At 46.0% G+C, this 20,026-nt stretch carries 19 protein-coding genes; 4 read left to right on the top strand and 15 right to left on the bottom strand.

Annotated features, from left to right (window positions below; genetic code table 11):
• Positions 1 to 40: 40 nt before the first annotated feature.
• The 4 genes from uvsE to AC787_RS20430 all read right to left on the bottom strand — a co-directional run bounded on the left by uvsE (position 41) and on the right by AC787_RS20430 (position 4,244).
• Positions 41 to 1,066 (bottom strand): UV DNA damage repair endonuclease UvsE, encoded by a 1,026-nt coding sequence (gene uvsE, locus AC787_RS20445; RefSeq protein WP_054026472.1) that lies wholly within the window; start codon positions 1,064 to 1,066, stop codon positions 41 to 43.
• Between the two features lie 3 nt (positions 1,067 to 1,069).
• Entirely contained in the window at positions 1,070 to 1,387 is a 318-nt protein-coding gene (locus AC787_RS20440; protein ID WP_054026471.1) for a hypothetical protein, read from the bottom strand.
• 392 nt (positions 1,388 to 1,779) lie between these two features.
• Complete coding sequence (locus tag AC787_RS20435) at positions 1,780 to 2,901, bottom strand: D-alanine--D-alanine ligase (RefSeq protein ID WP_054026470.1); 1,122 nt, start codon at positions 2,899 to 2,901, stop codon at positions 1,780 to 1,782.
• A gap of 23 nt (positions 2,902 to 2,924) precedes the next feature.
• Positions 2,925 to 4,244, bottom strand: coding sequence for an amidase domain-containing protein (locus tag AC787_RS20430; RefSeq protein ID WP_235561024.1), 1,320 nt, complete (start codon positions 4,242 to 4,244; stop codon positions 2,925 to 2,927).
• Between the two features lie 323 nt (positions 4,245 to 4,567).
• Between AC787_RS20430 and acnA the strand changes: the two genes are divergently transcribed.
• Entirely contained in the window at positions 4,568 to 7,282 is a 2,715-nt protein-coding gene (gene acnA / locus AC787_RS20425) for an aconitate hydratase AcnA (protein ID WP_054026469.1), read from the top strand.
• 1,082 nt (positions 7,283 to 8,364) lie between these two features.
• On the opposite strand, the gene AC787_RS20420 is transcribed toward acnA, so the two are convergent.
• Positions 8,365 to 9,108 carry an IclR family transcriptional regulator gene (locus tag AC787_RS20420; RefSeq protein ID WP_054026468.1) on the bottom strand — a complete coding sequence of 248 codons (744 nt, stop codon included), beginning with the start codon at positions 9,106 to 9,108 and terminating at the stop codon, positions 8,365 to 8,367.
• A gap of 254 nt (positions 9,109 to 9,362) precedes the next feature.
• On the opposite strand from AC787_RS20420, the gene AC787_RS20415 reads away from it, so the two are divergent.
• Positions 9,363 to 10,418 (top strand): alpha/beta hydrolase, encoded by a 1,056-nt coding sequence (locus AC787_RS20415; protein ID WP_054026467.1) that lies wholly within the window; start codon positions 9,363 to 9,365, stop codon positions 10,416 to 10,418.
• Between the two features lie 82 nt (positions 10,419 to 10,500).
• Positions 10,501 to 11,592, top strand: coding sequence for a Fe-Mn family superoxide dismutase (locus tag AC787_RS20410; RefSeq protein ID WP_054026466.1), 1,092 nt, complete (start codon positions 10,501 to 10,503; stop codon positions 11,590 to 11,592).
• Positions 11,593 to 11,657: 65 nt separating this feature from the next.
• Here AC787_RS20410 and folE read toward each other — a convergent pair whose 3' ends face one another.
• From folE to AC787_RS20370, 8 genes are all read right to left on the bottom strand, one after another.
• Entirely contained in the window at positions 11,658 to 12,251 is a 594-nt protein-coding gene (gene folE, locus AC787_RS20405) for a GTP cyclohydrolase I FolE (protein WP_054026465.1), read from the bottom strand.
• A gap of 36 nt (positions 12,252 to 12,287) precedes the next feature.
• Positions 12,288 to 12,509 (bottom strand): YneF family protein, encoded by a 222-nt coding sequence (locus AC787_RS20400; RefSeq protein WP_053372732.1) that lies wholly within the window; start codon positions 12,507 to 12,509, stop codon positions 12,288 to 12,290.
• A gap of 127 nt (positions 12,510 to 12,636) precedes the next feature.
• Entirely contained in the window at positions 12,637 to 13,170 is a 534-nt protein-coding gene (locus AC787_RS20395; RefSeq protein ID WP_235561022.1) for a methylated-DNA--[protein]-cysteine S-methyltransferase, read from the bottom strand.
• Complete coding sequence (queG, locus tag AC787_RS20390) at positions 13,163 to 14,341, bottom strand: tRNA epoxyqueuosine(34) reductase QueG (protein ID WP_054027170.1); 1,179 nt, start codon at positions 14,339 to 14,341, stop codon at positions 13,163 to 13,165. Before queG ends, AC787_RS20395 begins: the two co-directional genes overlap by 8 nt.
• A 3-nt stretch (positions 14,342 to 14,344) precedes the next feature.
• Positions 14,345 to 14,779 (bottom strand): ribonuclease HI, encoded by a 435-nt coding sequence (rnhA, locus tag AC787_RS20385; protein WP_054026464.1) that lies wholly within the window; start codon positions 14,777 to 14,779, stop codon positions 14,345 to 14,347.
• A gap of 106 nt (positions 14,780 to 14,885) precedes the next feature.
• On the bottom strand, positions 14,886 to 15,509 hold the full coding sequence (gene lepB, locus AC787_RS20380) for a signal peptidase I (RefSeq protein ID WP_082360884.1): 624 nt from the start codon (positions 15,507 to 15,509) through the stop codon (positions 14,886 to 14,888).
• Entirely contained in the window at positions 15,506 to 16,063 is a 558-nt protein-coding gene (locus tag AC787_RS20375; protein WP_054026463.1) for a DUF402 domain-containing protein, read from the bottom strand. Before AC787_RS20375 ends, lepB begins: the two co-directional genes overlap by 4 nt.
• Positions 16,064 to 16,173: 110 nt before the next feature.
• Positions 16,174 to 16,596 carry a GNAT family N-acetyltransferase gene (locus AC787_RS20370; protein WP_054026462.1) on the bottom strand — a complete coding sequence of 141 codons (423 nt, stop codon included), beginning with the start codon at positions 16,594 to 16,596 and terminating at the stop codon, positions 16,174 to 16,176.
• Between the two features lie 355 nt (positions 16,597 to 16,951).
• On the opposite strand from AC787_RS20370, the gene AC787_RS20365 reads away from it, so the two are divergent.
• Positions 16,952 to 17,563: a superoxide dismutase gene (locus AC787_RS20365; protein ID WP_054026461.1), complete on the top strand. Its 612-nt coding sequence runs from the start codon at positions 16,952 to 16,954 to the stop codon at positions 17,561 to 17,563.
• A gap of 144 nt (positions 17,564 to 17,707) precedes the next feature.
• On the opposite strand, the gene AC787_RS20360 is transcribed toward AC787_RS20365, so the two are convergent.
• Entirely contained in the window at positions 17,708 to 18,337 is a 630-nt protein-coding gene (locus tag AC787_RS20360) for a hypothetical protein (protein WP_054026460.1), read from the bottom strand.
• Between the two features lie 432 nt (positions 18,338 to 18,769).
• Positions 18,770 to 19,684, bottom strand: a complete 915-nt coding sequence (locus tag AC787_RS20355) for an MORN repeat-containing protein (protein WP_054026459.1) — start codon at positions 19,682 to 19,684, stop codon at positions 18,770 to 18,772.
• Positions 19,685 to 20,026 lie beyond the last annotated feature (342 nt).

The raw sequence follows: 20,026 nt of genomic DNA, 5'->3' as shown, positions 1-20,026 counted from the left end.
CACCGCCAAGGCGAGCCTTGGCGGTGTTATTATGCTGCTATTAATGCTCAGCAGTAACTTCTACGCGGCCGCCATCTAACACCTTGATGCCTTCTACGCTTGCTTCCAGTTGCCTTAAGTCTTCTATCAGCTTCATCAAAGCCTCATCCTTACTTTTGGCTTCAAGCATGCAATCTAAATTTTCGGTACTTCTAGCCGCATGACGCAAAAACTGCAGGAGTGGCTCTGCTTCCACATAGTCTGCATGACCACGGGGGTCAGATAAGCTTTTTGGGCTGGAAGCGTGAATTTTGGGAGGGAGCTGGCTTGTATTTGAAAAACCCAGCCGCTCTCGCTCTTTGTCCCAGGTTCTAACTATTCGCGGCCATAAGTGATTATACAATTCATCATCTGTGACATCGCCCGAATTCACGGCATGATGATGGATATCGAGCACCATTGGAACCTCGACTTGCTCCGCCGCTTCTAGCGTTTCCCTGACATTGAATGTTTTATCATCATTTTCAAGCGTAATCCGATGTTTAAAGCGAGGCGACAAGGCACTAAACTGACGAACGAACCGTTCTCCAGCTACAACCTTGTCGCCATATGCTCCACCGATATGTATATTGCACTTCGTCGCTTCGTCCAGTCCCATAGCCTCTAACATAAGAATATGATTGAGCAAATCAAGCTCTGATTTCGCGAGCACCTCAGGTCTCGGCGTACTGAACACGCAGAAATGATCCGGATGAAAGGACACTCTTATTCCATGCTTCTGAACAAAGTCTCCAACCTCTTGAAATGCAGTCGCAAGCGCATCAAAGGGATTCCAATCCATTAAATCCTCGTGTGTCGCAAGTGGAATGAGCTTGGACGAAAATCGATACATTTGAATGTCGCTAGCTTTGCAATGTTTCAAAATACGCAACGTGCTGCGCAGGTTTTCCTCCGCTATTCTTTCCAGCTTCCGAATCCCTGCCTCGCGGTCATTCAGCTTCGTAAAGTTCGTAAACGTCATTGTTCTTGAAGGCGAAGCATTCTCTACCTGCAAGCTCATTGCGACAAAGCCAAATCTGACAATCATCGATTAAGCCCTCTCTCCAAAAAACATTTCAAAGGCAAGCGCCGTTTGAACTTTTGATTCTTCCTCAGTCAACTTTCTCACGAGCTCCATCTCCACTTGTGTCACTTCTTCGCCTTGAAAATTAATTTCTGCGATGGAAGCTAAAATGCGGACAATCGCAATCGCTTCGTTGGCTGGTGTATAAGCAATCACCTTCTGGCCAGTTGGAAATACGCGAAAGCCGCTCTTGACCATTTTACCCCGACCGTACTCCAACAATTCATACAACTCTTGTTCCGACTTAAATTTGCAGACAGAATTAAACTCAGTTGCAAAACCCATATGTTTTCCCTCCTTTCAGTGAAATTTCATTTCTATCGTGCCTTCAAAGGACTATGCTACCAACCTTAAAAAATTTTCGAACCCACCCAAACCCTCCCTTCCAAGGAAGGGCCCCAAGGGTTGCACCCTCTGGACTCCTGCAATTGGACTAACCTAGGAGATACACTGACGCGCGCATTCTACTTCTGCGGTGGATCGCTTTCGTCCCTGCAGGACACGCTTAACTTTTGGGGCGTAGCTCGTCCATTTTATGAAGGAAAAAGATCTTTTACTTGTTCACCTTGGTCTCAACAAGATAGGGATTCATTCCCCTACCTCATATATGCCCTTAACCAAAGTAAATAATAAAAGAAATTTTTCCATTTGCTGATAAGCAGCTTTATCTTATTACCCTATGATTGCAACGCTTCACCTGTAAAATCTATCCGTTGCTTCTCCGCGTGACGCGAAAGAGCTAAAGAGATTAAGGTGTCTAGTAATTCTTTATATGGAATGCCGGTTTCTTTCCACATGAGTGGATACATACTAAATGGTGTGAAACCAGGCAATGTGTTGACTTCGTTGATAAAAAGCTGATTATCGCTTTTGCGAAGGAAGAAATCAACGCGCGATAGTCCTGAACCATCAATAGATTGGAATGCGCGAACTGCCATTTCGCGGACGGATTCTGTCATTTCAGGCGACAAATGTGCTGGAATTTGCATTGTCGATTTTCCATCGATGTATTTGGCTTTGTAATCGTAGAATTCGTTAGAAGGTGCAATTTCTCCAGGTAAGGATGCTTTGGCATCATCGTTGCCAAGTACACTTACTTCGATCTCGCGGGCATCAACGAACTCTTCTACGATGACCTTCCGGTCAAAACGGAATGCATAGTTAACGGCATCAATGAGTTCTTCACGGTTTTTGGCTTTAGATACGCCTACACTGGAACCAAGGTTGGCTGGCTTTATAAAGCATGGATAGCCGAGTGAGACCTCACATTCCATAATGAAGAAAGATGCGTCTCTCTCCCACTGCGTACGGTTGAAGAAGCGGAATACACATTGCGGCAAGCCTTCTTGTGCAAACACTTTTTTCATTAGAATCTTGTCCATCCCAACGGCAGAAGCGAGAACACCCGCTCCGACGTAAGGAATGTTCGCCATTTCGAACAGACCTTGAATCGTGCCATCCTCACCGAATGTACCGTGTAGCAACGGGAAAATAACATCAATGCGCGGCTCTTCGCCAGCTGCTTTCTTACTTTTGTTTAAGCCTTCAAATAATGGAGCGAGAGCGAAGCCGGTTTGCTCAGCCTCGCCTGTTGCATTGCGCAGATCTTCGACACTTCTTGGACGGCCATGCAAAACAGCTCCCGTTTTCCATTCACCTTGCTTTGTAATATAAAAAGGTTTGATTTCATATTTGTTGTAGTCAAATTCACCCATTACTGCGTAAGCCGTTTGCAAAGAGACCTCATGCTCTCCCGATTTCCCCCCGTAAACTAAACCTACTCTAACCTTGCTCCCCATGGCATATCCTCCGGTACAATAATTTATAATTGATCTGCAATATGAAAAAAACGATATTTCGTTTGTTCCGTCCATGCATAGGAATCACGATAATCCCAATAACGATGCCTGCTGGAAACGGTATTCGCATTCACGAGCGGCATACCGAACGAGTCAAAGGCAGTTACGATTGTGCTGTGCTGAAAGCGGTGATCGCCATTCCAGTCATACGTAATGACATCGCCAAGCTGCAGTTCATCGGCTGATTGCACGACCTCTGCACGCAAACCTGATGTCTTTGAGGCGGTTAAATAATTGGTTATCGCATTCGATACCGCCCAGCTATAGCTCCACCATTCACTACCCTTATTTCGGCCTTTATACCACCAGCCCGTTTCTCTCTTACCAGTATAGTTCATCGGAGCATTGCCTGCAAAGATGCATTGGGACACGTAATTCGTGCAATTCACCTCAAAAAGCTCATACGCTGGGTTCCCCTCATTCCACCAACGATCCGCATAAGCAGCAACCAAATCTCTCCTGTAACGAATACCCGATGGTCGGTGTTTGAATTGCTGTAATAGGTCATAATTTAAGTATGGTGTTGATGGCGACGATTGTTCGTCAAATAGCTCCGAGTAATCATCGACGGTCATCCAATTGTCTACTGCTGTGCCATAACGCGGTCTTCGTTCCGCAATAATCGGCTCAACACGAAGGACATTCCATGAATGGCCTGAAAACCCTAACCATAAGCGCTCGAATTCAGATCTTTCTTCCATGTAAAATCGTCCAGACTGCTCCATCCTTCTTTTAATGTGGAGACGTATTAGTACAGATACTTCACTGGATGATTCATTGACGCGTATGAGCTCCGCTTTTGTTTCGCTTCCAGCTGGAAGCGCACCTCTAAGCAAATCACGCTCACGAAGACGCTCAAGCCTACATCTTAGACGGTCGCAATGATCGCGGTCTGTAACGTAATCGGTTAGTACCGTCGCATGCTGATTCGCTTCGGCTTGATTGTACAAGCTAATATAGCGATGAACGGCTAATTTCCATTCTTGCAGCTTTCCTTGCTGTTCGTGTGGATCATAATCTGAAGATCGGAGCAGCGAGTTTAACTTTGACGGTTGTTGTCTGACAGACTTTTCTTCTATGTCCACTTTTTTCGTATTTTGCAACATTTGATCGCGCATTTCAGTATGTCGCTCCGCTTGCAATCCGGAAGGCGACGGCTGCTTCTGGATGGCATGCGTAACAGCTTTCTGCTGCGACTTGCGCTGAGAAGCTGGCGGTTTGGACGATGTATGGATATGCTTTTGGCCCTGAGTGCCTGGTCCTCGGTTGCCTGTTCGCGGCATAACAATCCCTCCTTAACCTTATCGTGAATGCAAGCGTAGACGGCGGCAGCATCTTTATTGGCGGCAGCTTGCCTTTATGGCATGTGAACGTCATCAAGCATTTTGGGTTTAAGCTTAACGCTGATTAACTGCTTCATTATATGAGGTACTCTGCCGTTTCATGTAACATTCGTTGAGGTTGGTTTTCAATGCCATTAACAGGCGCATAAAGACATAATTGGACTTTACGGAAGGACTATTTTAACGATATACTATAGATATAGTTATTATGAAATTGTGTTTCACAGAATGAAACTCAGACTACAGTTAAAAGGAGAATGACGATGTCTACACAAAATCATTATTCAGTTCGCACAACGCTGGACGCTGGCGGCAAATCTTACGCTTACTACCGTCTAAGCGGACTTGAAGAGCAAGGACTAGGCGATATTTCAAAACTTCCTTTTTCCATCAAAGTATTGCTTGAGGCTGCTGTTCGTCAATTTGACGGCCGCGCTATTACCCCAGAACATGTAAAGCAGCTTGCTACATGGGCTGACGGACGCGAAGATAAAGAAATTCCTTTCATCCCTGCTCGTATCGTATTGCAGGATTTCACAGGTGTACCGGTTGTCGTTGACCTTGCGGCAATGCGCGACACTGTGAAAAAAGCAGGCGGAGACCCAAAAAAAATCAACCCGCTTGTACCGGTTGATCTTGTAATTGACCACTCAATCATGGTTGATGCATTTGGTTCACCTGAAGCACTTGAATACAATACTAAAGTTGAATTTGAGCGTAACGAAGAGCGTTACCGTTTCCTTCGCTGGGCACAAACAGCATTTGATAACTTCCGTGCGGTGCCACCAGGAACAGGTATCGTTCACCAAGTTAACTTGGAGTACTTGGCTTCTGTTGCAGCTACAAAAACAATCGATGGCGAAACGGTCGTATTCCCTGATTCCCTCGTAGGTACGGATTCCCATACTACAATGATCAACGGTCTTGGCGTAGTTGGCTGGGGCGTTGGCGGTATCGAGGCTGAAGCTGGTATGCTTGGCCAACCGCTTTACTTCGTAATGCCAGAAGTTATCGGTTTCAAATTGACAGGCAAGCTGGCAGAAGGTTCTACAGCAACTGACCTTGCGCTTACTGTTACTCAAATTTTGCGTAAAAAAGGCGTAGTTGGTAAGTTTGTTGAGTTCTTCGGCCCTGGTCTATCGAACATCAGCCTTGCTGACCGTGCAACAGTTGCCAACATGGCACCAGAATACGGCGCTACAATCGGCTTCTTCCCTGTTGATAATGAGACGCTTAGCTACCTGCGTCAAACTGGCCGCAATGAGGATCTTATTGAGCTTGTTGGCTCTTACTACAAAGCTCAAGACATGTTCCGTACTGACGAGACTCCAGATCCAGTATTCACGGATGTTGTTGAGCTTGATCTTTCGACAATCGTTCCTTCCCTTGCAGGACCAAAACGTCCTCAAGACCGCGTAGAGCTTACTGCAATGAAGGAATCCTTCAATAGCATCATCCGCACACCGATTGACAAAGGCGGCTACGGGCTCACCGATGAGAAAATCGAGCAGTTCGTTACTGTTAACCATAATGATGGTCAAGTTAGCCAAATGGGTACAGGCGCAGTCGTTATTGCAGCTATTACAAGCTGCACGAACACTTCGAACCCAAGCGTAATGGTTGGCGCTGGTCTAGTTGCTAAGAAAGCAGTAGCACTTGGACTTAAGAAACCTGCTTATGTAAAAAGCTCCCTAACGCCGGGCTCGCTCGTTGTTACGGAATATTTGACAAAAGCAAACCTAATCGAGCCGCTTGAAGCACTTGGCTTCCACGTTGCTGGTTACGGCTGTGCGACTTGTATCGGTAACTCCGGTCCGCTTCCAGACGAAGTAAGCAAAGCGATCATCGACAATGACATGACCGTATCTGCTGTACTTTCTGGTAACCGTAACTTTGAAGGCCGTGTCCATGCACAAGTAAAAGCGAACTACCTGGCTTCTCCGCCGCTAGTTATCGCCTATGCGCTTGCTGGAACGACTAACATCGATTTGACAACAGAGCCAATCGGTTTCACTGAAGACAACAAGCCTGTATTCCTAAAAGATATCTGGCCAACGTCGCAAGAAATCAACGACGCGATGACAGCTGCGCTTAACCCGCAAATGTTCCGTGACAAATACGAAAATGTATTTACACAAAACGAGCGTTGGAACGCAATTTCCGTACCTAAGGGCGAAAGCTACGAGTGGGATGCAAAATCAACTTATATCCAAAACCCACCGTTCTTCGAAAACCTAAGCCCAGAGCTATCCGATATCAAAGATATCCATTCAGCAAACGTACTTGCTCTTATGGGCGATTCCGTAACTACGGACCATATCTCACCTGCTGGTAACATCACAGTTAACAGCCCAGGCGGTCAATACTTGATCGAAAACGGCGTAAAACGCGAAGACTTCAACTCATACGGCTCACGTCGTGGTAACCATGAAGTCATGATGCGCGGTACGTTTGCGAACATTCGTATTCGTAACCAAGTGGCTCCAGGCACAGAAGGCGGCGTAACGACTTACCTTCCAACAGATGAAGTAATGTCGATCTACGATGCATCGATGAAATACCAAAACGAAGGCAAAAACCTTGTCGTTCTTGCTGGTAAAGAGTACGGTACTGGTAGCTCGCGTGACTGGGCTGCAAAAGGTACATTCCTACTAGGTGTTAAAGCTGTTATCGCTGAAAGCTTCGAGCGTATTCACCGCTCCAATCTGGTTGGTATGGGCGTATTGCCACTCCAATTCCCAGAGGGCCAAGGGTGGAAGACGCTTAACATCACTGGCCGTGAAAAATTCGACATCGTTGGCTTGTCAAATAACGTTACACCAGGTTCGCAAGTTACCGTTACGGCTACTCGTGAAGACGGCACAACATTTGACTTCCCAGCCATTGTACGTCTTGACTCGGTAGTTGACGTTGATTACTATCGCAACGGCGGTATCCTTCAAACCGTGCTTCGTCAAATGATTGCTAACATGAAATAATCTGCGCACATCCTGCGCAACATCAAAAAGAGCTTTGCCGATCAGACGGCAAAGCTCTTTTTTCGTTTTCTACTGCTACATGTTACCTAGCTACTCACCCTTCAGGCGGGACAATGTGCCATGTCCACCCATAGTGTTAATTGAATGATTGATGTGTTAAGGCTACACCCTGAAAAACATAGAATCCGTCCCACCAACAGGGCTTAGTCTGTGCTTATGAGCTATGTCTGCGCCCTAACGGACATAGAAACCATGCCGTCATTAGTACTAATTCTGTGCTTATGAGTTATGTCTGCACCCTAACGGACATAGATTCCGTTATTTATCATAATTATGGCATTTCCTAATTCTAACGGACACAGCAGCCGTTATTTTCACAATATGGAGCCTAAACATGGCCTTTGAAGCGACATAACGGCCTGTATGTCCGTTAGCTCTTCAAAAAGGACGAAATCCGAGCAAATAAGCGCTCTGGTGTCCGTAATATCTGGTTTCAGTGGTTCCAGTACTTGTACTTGTACTTGTATTCCCATAACCCTACTCACTCGTATCACACCAATAGTAGTCTTCAACCAATACACAGTTTGTTACCTAGCTACTCACCCTTCAGGCGGGACAATGTGCCTTGTCCATCCATAGTGTTAATTGAATGATTGATGTGTTAAGGCTACGCCCTAAATGACATAGGATCCGTCTCGCCACTAGTACTAATTCTGTGCTTATGAGCTATGTCTGCGCCCTAACGGACATAGATTCCGTTATTCATCATAATTATGGCATTTCATAATTCTAACGGACACAGCAGCCGTTATTTTCACAATATGAAGCCAAAACATGGCCTTTGAAGCGACATAACGGCCTTTATGTCCGTTAGCTCTTCAAAAAGGCCGGAATCCGAGCAAATAAGCGCTCTGGTGTCCGTTATATCTGGTTTTAGTGATATCCTCTCTTACCGGTTCTAATTTTTCAACCAAATTACAGCTGCAAATAGCAACATAGCTGCGCTTCACTCCACCCCTCTAGAGAGGAAAACTAAAAACAGCAGGCCCGAGGATCACCTCAGGCCTGCTGTTTCTTTTTGACTATAAAATCATCGTACCCATCCGTTTAGCGGATTCCATCATGACGGGTGCGTATTCCCTCATCGTCTCCATCGTCATCCTGCTGGCAGGACCAGATACGGATAATGCAGCAGCAAGTTTACCCGTCCGGTTAAAAATAGGCGCAGACAGCGCTGCTGCTCCCGGCTCCCGTTCCTCGAAGCTTGTTGCATATCCCTGCAAGCAAATCTCTTCGAGCTGCTGCTTGTATTGATCCAAATCAAGAGAATACAACCAAGCTGGATCTCCAAAAATGCTTTCCTGTACAATCGGATCGGAATAAGCGATAAGGACCTTGCTCGATGCTCCTGCATAAAGCGGCAGCCTTACCCCTACAGGCGCTACCCGCCTAACAGGCTGATTGCTCTGTACGGCTTGCATGCGAATCCTCTCAGAGCCGTCTCTTACGTATATGCTAACAGTCTCACCTAGCTGGTCGCGTAACCGCTCCATCTCAGGCAGCCATATTGTTGCTTGATCATCTGAACGCGATAAATGAGCGGACAGCTCCCACATTTTTAAACCCAAATGATATCGGTCTGTCGAGCGATCCCTCTCGATGAAGCCTTTCTCTTCGAGTGTGGCGAGCATTCGGTGTACCGTGCTTTTGTGCAGGCCAACCTGTTCGGCAATCTCAGTCATTGCCCAATCCGTTTTTGAAATAAAGCACAGCAATATATCAAGCGCCCGATCCACTGCCCGAACCGTTGATTTTCCATCTTCCATGCAGCCACAGCTCCCTCTCCAAAAGTTTCATCCAATGAAACCGATTCTCATTCAGTATAACTCATTGCTTCCATTATCGTAAAGAAAAGTTGTTTACATTACAGTAATATTACAAATGATTAACATTACCTCGACATCAATTGACAGGCTTATAGGACCGGACTACGATGAAAGTACTAGAAAATAAAAAGCGCTTACAAATAGTAGAATATATGAGTCTAATGGACGGTAACTGACAGAGGGAGGACAACGACATGAGCACGACTATAATGACACCATTGCCACTTGAAGGCGGATTTCCGCAAAACCTTCATCCCTTCCCGCTGGGAGATTCCGATAACCTATCTCAGCTGCGCAAAACCAAAAGCCGTAGCAAGGACTTACTGGTCGCTTCCATTGCTTCCCTTACTGCAATGTGCCTGATTGCTGTCATTATTTTTCATGGCTATGTCGCATGGATGCTTGCTTATCCTTATGTAGCTCCGCTATCTTCCAATCCGCAAGCGGCTATCGGCCTAGACTACGAAGATGTTATTTTCCCTAGCAAAAGCGGAAATACGACGGTCAGCGGCTGGTTCATCCCAGCAGAGATTGAAGCAAGCGAACCTGCTCCCTCAGCGCGAACTGTCGTTTTCAGCCACGGATATGGCGCTAATCGCGAAGAAACATGGGTACCGATGTATGAGCTCTCTAAGCTGCTCCACGGCTTAAACTATAATATATTGTTGTTTGACTACGGCTATGCATCTAAGGAATATAAAGCTCCGGCCACTGGTGGCCTTGAGGAGTCGCAGCAGTTGCTCGCTGCAGTAGATTATGCTAAATCACGCGGAGCTGAGGACATCGTCGTCTGGGGCTTCTCAATGGGTGCAGGTACAGCTCTTCAAGCAGGACTTCAAACAGATGAAATTGATGCCATGATACTCGACAGCTTATTCATCCCAAGTCCAGAAGCATTATTTGATAATTTGAATCAATTCGTCTCATTGCCGCAGTTCTCATTGCCGCTTATTGAATCGATGATCCCCCTTTGGACGGGAACAAGTTTTGGATCTATTCCGGCAAGTGAAGTCATTTCGAACGTTTACGATATCCCGTTATTTATTATTCACGGCACTAACGACGTAAAAGCGCCTTACCAGACGGCTGAAGCCATTGCTGAAGGGCAAGGCAACGTTCTCTCTCGCTCATGGATCGTACAAGATGGTAAGCATGAATTGCTGTTTCAAGTGCATCCGAGTGAATATATTCAAAGAGCTGCCCTTTTTCTAAGCCAAGTCGATCAGCAGCTCCAAGCAGAACGAACATAATACTGAAGCACGACATAAGCCCGCTGGGCAACGAATACATCTAACATAGATGCACTTGTTGCGAAAAAGGGAGGCGATGGTCGTGCTTTTTGATAATGGAACGCTCATGCCCGTTCGCGTAATGGAATTAGTCCGTCATTGGAAGCAGCAAGAGAAAAAACATGTGGCCGCTATTTTGCAAGCAGCTCCCGAGATGGAGCGTCAGTACGTTCAGCTTCTCCAAGCTTGGGAGCCTGTTTTCTCAAATACCGCTCAATATACCAATCAGTGGCTGGATGAGTGGCTGCCCTCTCCGTCGCGGATACCTACATACATGGAACAAACGATTGAAGCGGTTGTCGAAGCTTCACTTGAGCAATCACGAACGTATGTGGATCAGCTCAGGCAGTTGACTGAGCGCACCGCTTCGACTTCTTCTGAAGTTACCAAATCCGTCATCTCACAAGCCATCCGTGAATCAAACTATTATATCGGCTTAATAAGCTCTTATCGGCAAGCTGTGACCAGCTCAGGTTCAGGCAATACTGAGCATCGCTCTATAGTCCAGCAAGTGCCAATCGGTGGACACACACTGCCCCCTCTTCCTTATGCTTACGGAGCTCTTGAACCTTACATCGATGAGCAGACGATGCGGATTCATCATGATATTCACCACCAGTCCTATGTCGAAGGTTTAAATGATGCCGAAATACAGCTCAAATTCGCACGCGAAACCAACCAATTCGAGCTCGTTAAGCATTGGGAGCGAGAGCTTGCTTTTAACGGTGCCGGCCACTATTTACATACTCTGTTCTGGAGCATCATGTCACCCTATGGTGGCGGTGAGCCGATTGGGTCTCTCAGTGAGCAGATTCGTAATGATTTTGGCAGCTTCACTGCCTTTAAGAACCAATTCAGCAAGGCAGCAGCGAAAGTGGAGGGCAGCGGCTGGGCTATTCTCGTTTGGAGTCCACGCAGCAGTCGTCTCGAAATATTAACCGCAGAGAAACATCAGAATCTATCACAATGGGATGTTGTTCCTTTACTCGCTTTGGATGTATGGGAGCACGCCTATTATTTAAAGCATCAAAACAAACGAGCTGAGTATATTCAAGATTGGTGGAATGTCGTTCATTGGCCCTTTGTGAACGAACGATTTGAAGAAGCTCGAAAGCTCGTATGGGTACCGTTCTGATCTATCCCGCAAAAAAAAAGTCCGACAGGAGCTCTTCTCTTGTCGGACTTTCTTATTTATATCGTTTATAGCTTTAATAATGTCAAAAACTCCGAGCGAAGTGCAGGATTGCTGCGGAAATCGCCTCTTACGGCAGAAGTTACCGTCATGCTGCCAGGCTTCTTCACGCCGCGAGAGCACATGCACAAATGCTCGCCTTCCACGACGACCATAACGCCATGCGGCTGCAGCTCTTCCGTAAGGATATCCGCAATTTGCGATGTAATCCGTTCTTGCACTTGCAGGCGACGAGTAATCGCCTCTACGAGTCTAGCAAGCTTGCTCAGCCCTGCGATTTTGCCGCTAGGGATGTAACCAATATGCGCTTTCCCGAAAAACGGCGCCATATGATGCTCGCACTGGCTGTAATAGACGATATCTTTTACAATGACAAGCTCTTCATGCTGCTCATTGAACGTAACGCCCAGTACCTCACGAGGATCAACCTCATATCCGGCAAAAATCTCCTCATACATTCGAGTCACACGAGCGGGTGTTTCCAGCAAGCCTTCACGCTCTACATCTTCACCGACTAGTTTCAATATTTCTCTTATGTGATGTTCAATTTGCTCCCGGTTGCTCGAAACACTCGAATTGACGTAATCTTTCTTTCCCGCCATTTCTGAACTCTCCTTCCGGTCCCCCCGCGCATTTCTTTATCTGCGAGGCATCTTTTGGTTTTTCATCATGTGCTGTGCTTTTTGCATTTGTTGTTTATTCAGATTGTAGCCCATTTGCTTAGCCATCTTCTGAATCATTTCTGGATCATTTTGCATTTTCTCAAGCTGCTTCCGCAGATAGAATACGCCTACAAAAAAGCCCCCAACAGCTCCTGCAATTAAAGTAACGATTGGTACAACAATGTTCACCCAAGACATACCTTTCACCTGACCCTTTCCAAATCTCCTGCTGTGTATAATGTTCCCATGATAGCATGTTCATCCCGTGATCGCAATGAACATGCTAGCGCTTCGCATAACCTTTTTGTGACAATTTTTATTGCTTTTATTTCGCACTCTTCTCTAAGTCAAGCAGCGCAATTTTGATAGGTAGACCTCCGCCATAACCGACCATTTGTCCGCTCGCCCCAATCACGCGGTGGCAAGGCACGATGATCGAGACTGGATTGCGATTGTTCGCTCCACCTACAGCACGCATGGCCCCAGGCTGGTCCAGCATTACAGCGATATCCTTATAGGTACGTGTCTCTCCATAAGGTATTTGCTGCAAAGCTGCCCATACTTTCTGCTGAAACGGTGTGCCATACATCTGAACAGGCAGATCGAATTGTTGAAGTTCTCCGGCAAAATAAAGCTCCAACTGACTTGCTGCTTCATCCAGCTGCGAATGGGAGGCTGCTTCGACCAGTGTGATATCCGCTCCATGCGGTCCAAAGCAGCGCGTCGCCCACTGCTGAAGTCTCTCAGAAGCTGCTTCATAGGGAGCAAAATCCAAGTGACAAATCCCTTTGTCCGTTGCCGTTAAAATCATCGCGCCGATTGGCGAATCGATTTCAGCTGCATAAAGCTGTTCACTCACCCGTGCCACCTGCTTCCGAGTTGTCTTCTGTGATCGTACTTAATTGAGCTAGCGCATTCGCAATGGCTTGCAGCGCTTCCTCATCTGTTTCTTTCATCGATGCTTCAAGCAAAGCCGATTTTGCCTGCTCTCCGCCAATTCGCGCAAGCGACCATGCTGCAGTTCCGCGAAGCACCGGCCGCGTATCTTGCTCGAGGACGCGGATCAAATCTGGTACAGCACTAGCCTCTTTGAAGTTGCCGAGTGCGATTACAGCATTTCGCTGGATCGGCTTCTTGCCCCGCCAAGCAGAAGAAGTGCGTCCATATCTGGCTTGAAACTCTTTGTTGCCTATCGTTAGGAGCGGAACCAGCAGTGGCTTCACTAACTCCATATCTGGCTGCAGCTCTGTTTGATGCGTCCAGTTTTTGCCGCGGTTAATCGGACAAACCGTCTGGCAAGTATCGCAGCCATAAAGCCGATTGCCGATTTTTCGCATGAACTCGTCCGACAGCATCCCTTTCGTTTGTGTTACGAAAGAAATGCAGCGACTTGAATTCAATTGACCTGGTCCGACCAAGGCATCCGTAGGACAAGCGTCAATACATTTTGTACAACTGCCGCAGCTATCTGTTATTGGTTCATCCGGTTCAAACGGTATGTTGGTAATCATCTCTCCGAGGTAAATCCACGAGCCGAGCTCCGGCGATATGATTGAGCAGTTTTTTGCGCTCCATCCAATGCCTGCACGCTCAGCAACCGCGCGATCCGACAATGCGCCGGTATCGACCATACTTTCTACGCGCAGATCAGGAATACGCTCTCTCAGCCATGCTTCCAACTTGGCAAGCCGATCACGCAAAACTCTGTGGTAATCTTCTCCCCATGCCGAACGTGACATAATGCCTCGCCTTGCTCCCGGCTCCGATTTTGGAGGATCCTTCAGCTTGGATGGATATGCAATCGCTATCGCAATAATGGACTGCGGATTCTCAAACAGCAGCGCTGGATTCGTTCTCTTCTCGATGTCAGGCTCCTCGAAACCAGACTCCCTTCCGAGCTCGCGGTGCCTAAGCAAAATTTGCTTCAATGATGTGAATGGATCCGCGGATGCGATCCCTATCTTGTCGATGCCGAGGCTTGGTGCCGCCGCAAGCATCTCTTCCTTCAGCTTTGCCCATCTATCAGTCATCATCTATAACCTTTTAATTGCTTCACGAGCCAGCTCGTCACAGCGATTATTCCACTCATTATCGCTATGGCCTTTTACCTTTACGTATTCTACTTTATGACGCTGCATAAGCTCCCATAGCGCTTTCCAAAGCTCTTGGTTCTCTACAGGCTCCTTCTTGCTATTCTTCCAGCCGTTACGCAGCCAACCGTTGATCCAGCCCTTCTGGAAGCAATTCACGACATACGCTGAATCACTATATACCTTCACCTGACAAGGCTCCTTCAGCAGCTTCAAACCTTCAATTACCGCTTGGATTTCCATACGATTATTCGTCGAATGTTTCTCGCCGCCCGAAATTTCCTTCTTATGAACGCCAAAAAACAGCACCGCTCCCCAGCCGCCCGGTCCCGGATTGCCAGAGCACGCACCGTCCGTATAGATCATAACGTCTTTCATAAGAATCCCTCCTCAAAGGTTTGCGAATGCAAACCTACTTCGTAAGCATCTACCTAAGGTTTGCGAATGCAAACCTACTTCGTAAGCATCTACTTTTCTAAAAAGATTAAAGCGCTCTTATCTTTTTGTAAGGCCATAAAATATAATCGGCTCTGCCGCGAATCAGTTCTTCCGGCACAGCGTGAAACGTCCTGCTGTCCAAGCTCGCTCTAGCATGACGATTATCGCCCATTACAAAATAGCTTCCTTCACTGATAACCTCAGGCCCGTAGCTCATATCCTCTATTAATGAATCCGTATAAGGCTCGTCCACCAGCTTGCCGTTACGGTACAAATGTTTATTGTGTATTTCAATGCGGTCGCCGGAAACCCCGACTATCCTTTTTACGAGATACTTGTCCTCGGCTTCCCCTATGTCAGGTTCCTTCAAAATAACGACCTCCCCAACCTTGGGTTTGCCGACCAGGTACACGAATTTATTAACGAATAACCACTCGTGCTCCGTTAACGTCGGCTCCATCGAATGACCTTCTACCTTCGAGAGGTTAAATACAAAAAAATGCAGAAGCAGCACCACGGCAAATGCAACCACCAATGTTTTTGACCAATCAAGCAGCTCCGCCATCCAGTGGGAACGATTGCTTGCAACAGTATGGGCAGATAATCCAGACTCTACACTGATTCCTGCTTTTTCATTGCTTGGCTTGCGATTCTGGTCCTCAAGGCTCATTGCTCCACCTCTTCACTTCGTTTCAGCCAATCCTCATAATACTTCATCACAAGCTGATCCTGGAAAGGCGATTGTCCTTGATCCATCCGCAGCAAAAGCGCTTCTAGACCCACTTGCACCTTGTCCTCGACCATTTTCGGATAGTGATAAGCCGTTTTGTGCATCTCATACTCATCTTGATCAACGACAGATCTTCCACCGTCTACCGTTCGAATAACGTCCAAGTCGTAATCGATATAGGTAAGCACATCACCCTGTAGAAAAAGCGGTGAGGCAATATTGCAATAATAGCGAACGCCTCCGTCCTCTAATAAAGCAACCACATTGAACCACTGTCCTGGTATAAAAAAGGAGACGGCTGGGACACGGCTGATCCATATCTTACCGTCAGACTCTTGAATCGGTGTTTGACGGTTAATGAGCACCTTAATTGATTCCTCTTTATGCCGATCAGCAAGCAACTCATCTGGCACAAGCCAATTCTGTTGCCATATACGGTGAATGTGACCGTTATGTTTGAAGCTTTTGATGACACAGTGCCGATATGGTTCCATCCCGTTCTCCTCATAAATGTATATAGTAATAAGAAAAGCATATCTGACCGCCAAAAGCAATGGCGATGCAGATATGCCCTGCGTACATCTTACATGCAGTAAAGTTCGCGTTAACCGGCTACAATGCTCAGTTTCTGAAATGATCTGATAAAATCGTTGGCAACATAACCCATCGACTCATACAGCGGTAAAACTGGCTCGTTGTGCTCGTCTGCGGTAATTAGTATCTTTGTGACACGGCGCTGTTCGAAGCGCTGGCGCAATGCCTGGATAAGCGTTTTACCGATTCCTTTCCTTTGATGGAGAGGAGATACAGCAATTCGATAGTAATAACCTTTGTTATTATCAATCGTACCGATAATCATGCCCACAATTTCGGAATTTTCGACAGCGACTAAAACCAAATCACTATCCCATGACAACTGGCGGGCAAAAGCTTCCATCGTTTGTTCGTAGCACTCTTCTGTAAGAACATCTTCAAGTAGTGCTGTAATTGGTCGGTAATCGGACAACTGGAAGGAACGAACATTCATTAAAATTACACCTTCTATACCATGTCATAGTATTGCATTTAAATTATATTACGACAAAATCAAACGAAATCCTGCTTCTATCTTTAATATTCCTTAAAAAAATTAAAGAAATCATCGATTATCTCGTGAAAGCGCTTAATATTAAACGCTTACATTGTTTTAACCCATTTATTTATATATAAATGCAGTTCTATCTTCCTAATCTGTATATTTTATCTAGGAGCGTGACACTCTAATTCAGGCTGCATTTGATCGTTTTGACCCATTCGACTTTTGAAACAATAATGTTGATTTATTCAATCGGATAAGGGATAATGGACTTGGATAACTACATATAATTAGGAGGCTGTAAAAAATGGCACATCAACTACCTGCTTTGCCGTACGCGCACAACGCACTTGAACCGCATATCGATGCGACTACAATGGAAATTCACCACGGCCGTCACCATAACGCTTACGTGACTAACCTTAACGCTGCTTTGGAGTCCGCTCCAGAATTGCAAAGCAAATCAATCGAAGAATTGATCTCCGATCTTGCTAGCGTTCCTGAAGCAATCCGTACTGCTGTTCGCAACAACGGTGGTGGACATGCTAACCACAGCTTGTTCTGGGAAACAATCGCTCCAAACGCTGGCGGAGCACCTACTGGCGCTCTTGCAGCAGCAATCGAAAGCGAGCTAGGCGGCTTTGACGCTTTCAAAGCTGACTTCGCAAAAGCAGCAACAACTCGTTTCGGCAGCGGCTGGGCATTCCTAGCAGTTGCAAACGGCAAATTGAAAGTATACAGCTTGCCAAACCAAGACAGCCCGATCATGGAAGGCGAAACGCCAATCCTTGGTCTTGATGTATGGGAGCACGCTTACTACCTGAACTACCAAAACAAACGCCCTGATTACATCGCAGCGTTCTGGAACGTAGTTAACTGGGATGAAGTTAGCAAACGTTTCGAAGCAGCTGTAAAATAATATTTTTTTCCCAAAGCGGCGCTTGCCTCATTTATGAGACGGCGTCGTTTTTTTATATCTTTTACAATGCCATCGGACCCGGGGAGAACAAAATATAAGGCTGCCAATGCGCCTATGAAACTCGTTATCTGTAGGCGTGTTTCACTAATCCAACAAACGTATGATCGCTTTGGCGTAAGCATCCCAGTCTTTGCTGTCTGTATTGATTTCTATCGTAGGAATGAGCGATTTTGTTACTTCCACTCGCAGCTCCGACTGGGTTGTCAGGAGCTCCTTTACTGCGGCTTTAATCTCTTCACTGCTTTTGTTCACCCATTCATGTGGCGTGCGGCTTTGTATTCTATGTTCAGCTACTTCTGGAGATATCGTCAATAAAGCGCATTTTGCTCCAAAGTTTAAGAGCTCATTTTCGATAGCTTCAATTTCATTGGTTGTTTTATCAGAATAGGCAGCTCTATGATTCAGATGAAACCTTTCTAGTATAAAAAAAACGCCTCGCGATCCACGAGAAGCACGCCCAAGCTTAGTTGACCATTCCTCTAATTGCCTAAGCATTGCAACTCTATCATTCAACAACTGCAGATGCTCTTCGTAACTTGATCTTTTCATTTGACCCTGCATGTTATGTAGAACCTGGGAGTAATGCTCGCTTAGAACGATGACACTTCGCTCTGCTGATTCGTCCTGTGCTTGCATTAGCTTTAACGACTTTAATACCGATGTTTTACCGGCATGCGAAAATCCTTCCAAAATAATGCCCCGCAGCTGATTCACTCAACGACCTCCGTATGTAATTATTTGCAATTCATGATATGAGAATAGCTTTGCTCTAGTAAAATGTATACCATTGATCATCGCAGACTGGAATAGAATCGTTATTCATTCTATCGAACGTTCACTGACTCTTCGGTTTCCAATTTCTACTGGTACAGTCGTGATTTGCGGACATAGGATCCTCTATTTTTACGAAATAACAGGATTTTGCTGAACATGCGGACATAGGATCCTTTATTTACCTAAATTCAGCGGAAATGGGGCATTTTGAGGGTAATAACGCATCCTATGTCCGTAAAAAACGAAACAGACGCTCTTATATCAAAATAGCGGAACTTATGTCCGACTAGCTAATGGGATGAATTCCCTCTCGTCAGAGCGATCGATGATAAGATACAACCTCGCCATAGCGTACTCCTATCCCATTCAAGTTTAATCATCGTTTCCTCCTGTTATAGTTTCTTTCCCTTCTCCCAACTGATCCTCCGTAAAAATCAATTCTCCGTATGTCCAAAAGCCCCTTTGCACAGTCCCGTCCGTATAGGTTCTGATACCAAATCCATGTTCCATATTGTCCTCCCATTTCCCTTCAAACCTTGTGCCATCATGCCATTCATACACTCCGTTCCCGTGGAAAAGCCCTTCTTTCCATTCCCCTTGATAACGGTCACCGTTCGCATACTCCTTTATCCCGAAACCATATTCGGTATCTAGATGCCATTGACCTGTATATTTGGTTCCATCCGACCAACGATAGACACCCTTGCCAGACTTAACCCCATTACAAACTTGTCCTTGAAAGCTCTCACTTCCTTCTAACTCCATATATTGCTCCCCTTCAATACCGTCTTCCCAGATTCCTTTGACAATCTTATTATCGATATGAATATTGGATTTTCTCTCAGAAGCTTGGTGTTCGTCATTAAGTATGATATTTAAGGCTGTATCTTGGGGTTTAAGAAGCATAGGAGGCGGGGTGAATTGGTCATCAATGTAGGTTTTAAAATACCATGAAGTTAAATCAAACATGTTATAAAAAAGCTTCTTTATTTCATCCGGCTTAATCAGCATGTCGCTCTCTCTTTTATCCAAATACTCGAGTTTTTTCAATGCAGCCAGAAATGGATCAGGTAAGATTTCAATATTCATTAACTCTTCAAGCAGTGATAACGGCTCTGTGCGCTTAACATTCGATTGCTCGTTCATGAGAATTTTATTAACCAACAACCGACCCATTTCCTGCAAATGTCCTAAAGCAATTACGTGGTCGAAATGCATAACTCGATCTGCATGAATAGCTAAGATGTATACATCCGGCAGCTCTTTTTCAAATGCTCTAAAGCTCATTTTTTCCTCCCCCTCGTAACTACCATCTATTCCAAAATTATTAACCCTATTTATATTCGCATCAAATATGGTTTACCCTTTATTACGACCTCACCTCCTAGGCATTTGCCGCATACGCTACAGAAGGATATATGCCTAATCTGTTACGTGAAGGAGTCTGAGTGCTCTCATGGAATATACTTATGCAAATAACGCAAATTCTCGGCCAGCCACAAGAAACTGCGGTTGTGGCGGACCTCGAATGATCACACCAACACCTCAGCAAGGCGGTTCTGGTCCCGGTGGGTTTGGCCCCGGTGGTCCCGGCGGATTTGGCCCCGGCGGTCCCGGCGGGTTTGGCCC

The organism is Bacillus sp. FJAT-28004 (assembly GCF_001280845.1).
Taxonomy (GTDB): domain Bacteria; phylum Bacillota; class Bacilli; order Paenibacillales; family Paenibacillaceae; genus Pristimantibacillus.
This window is presented reverse-complemented; position numbering and strand designations above follow the sequence as displayed.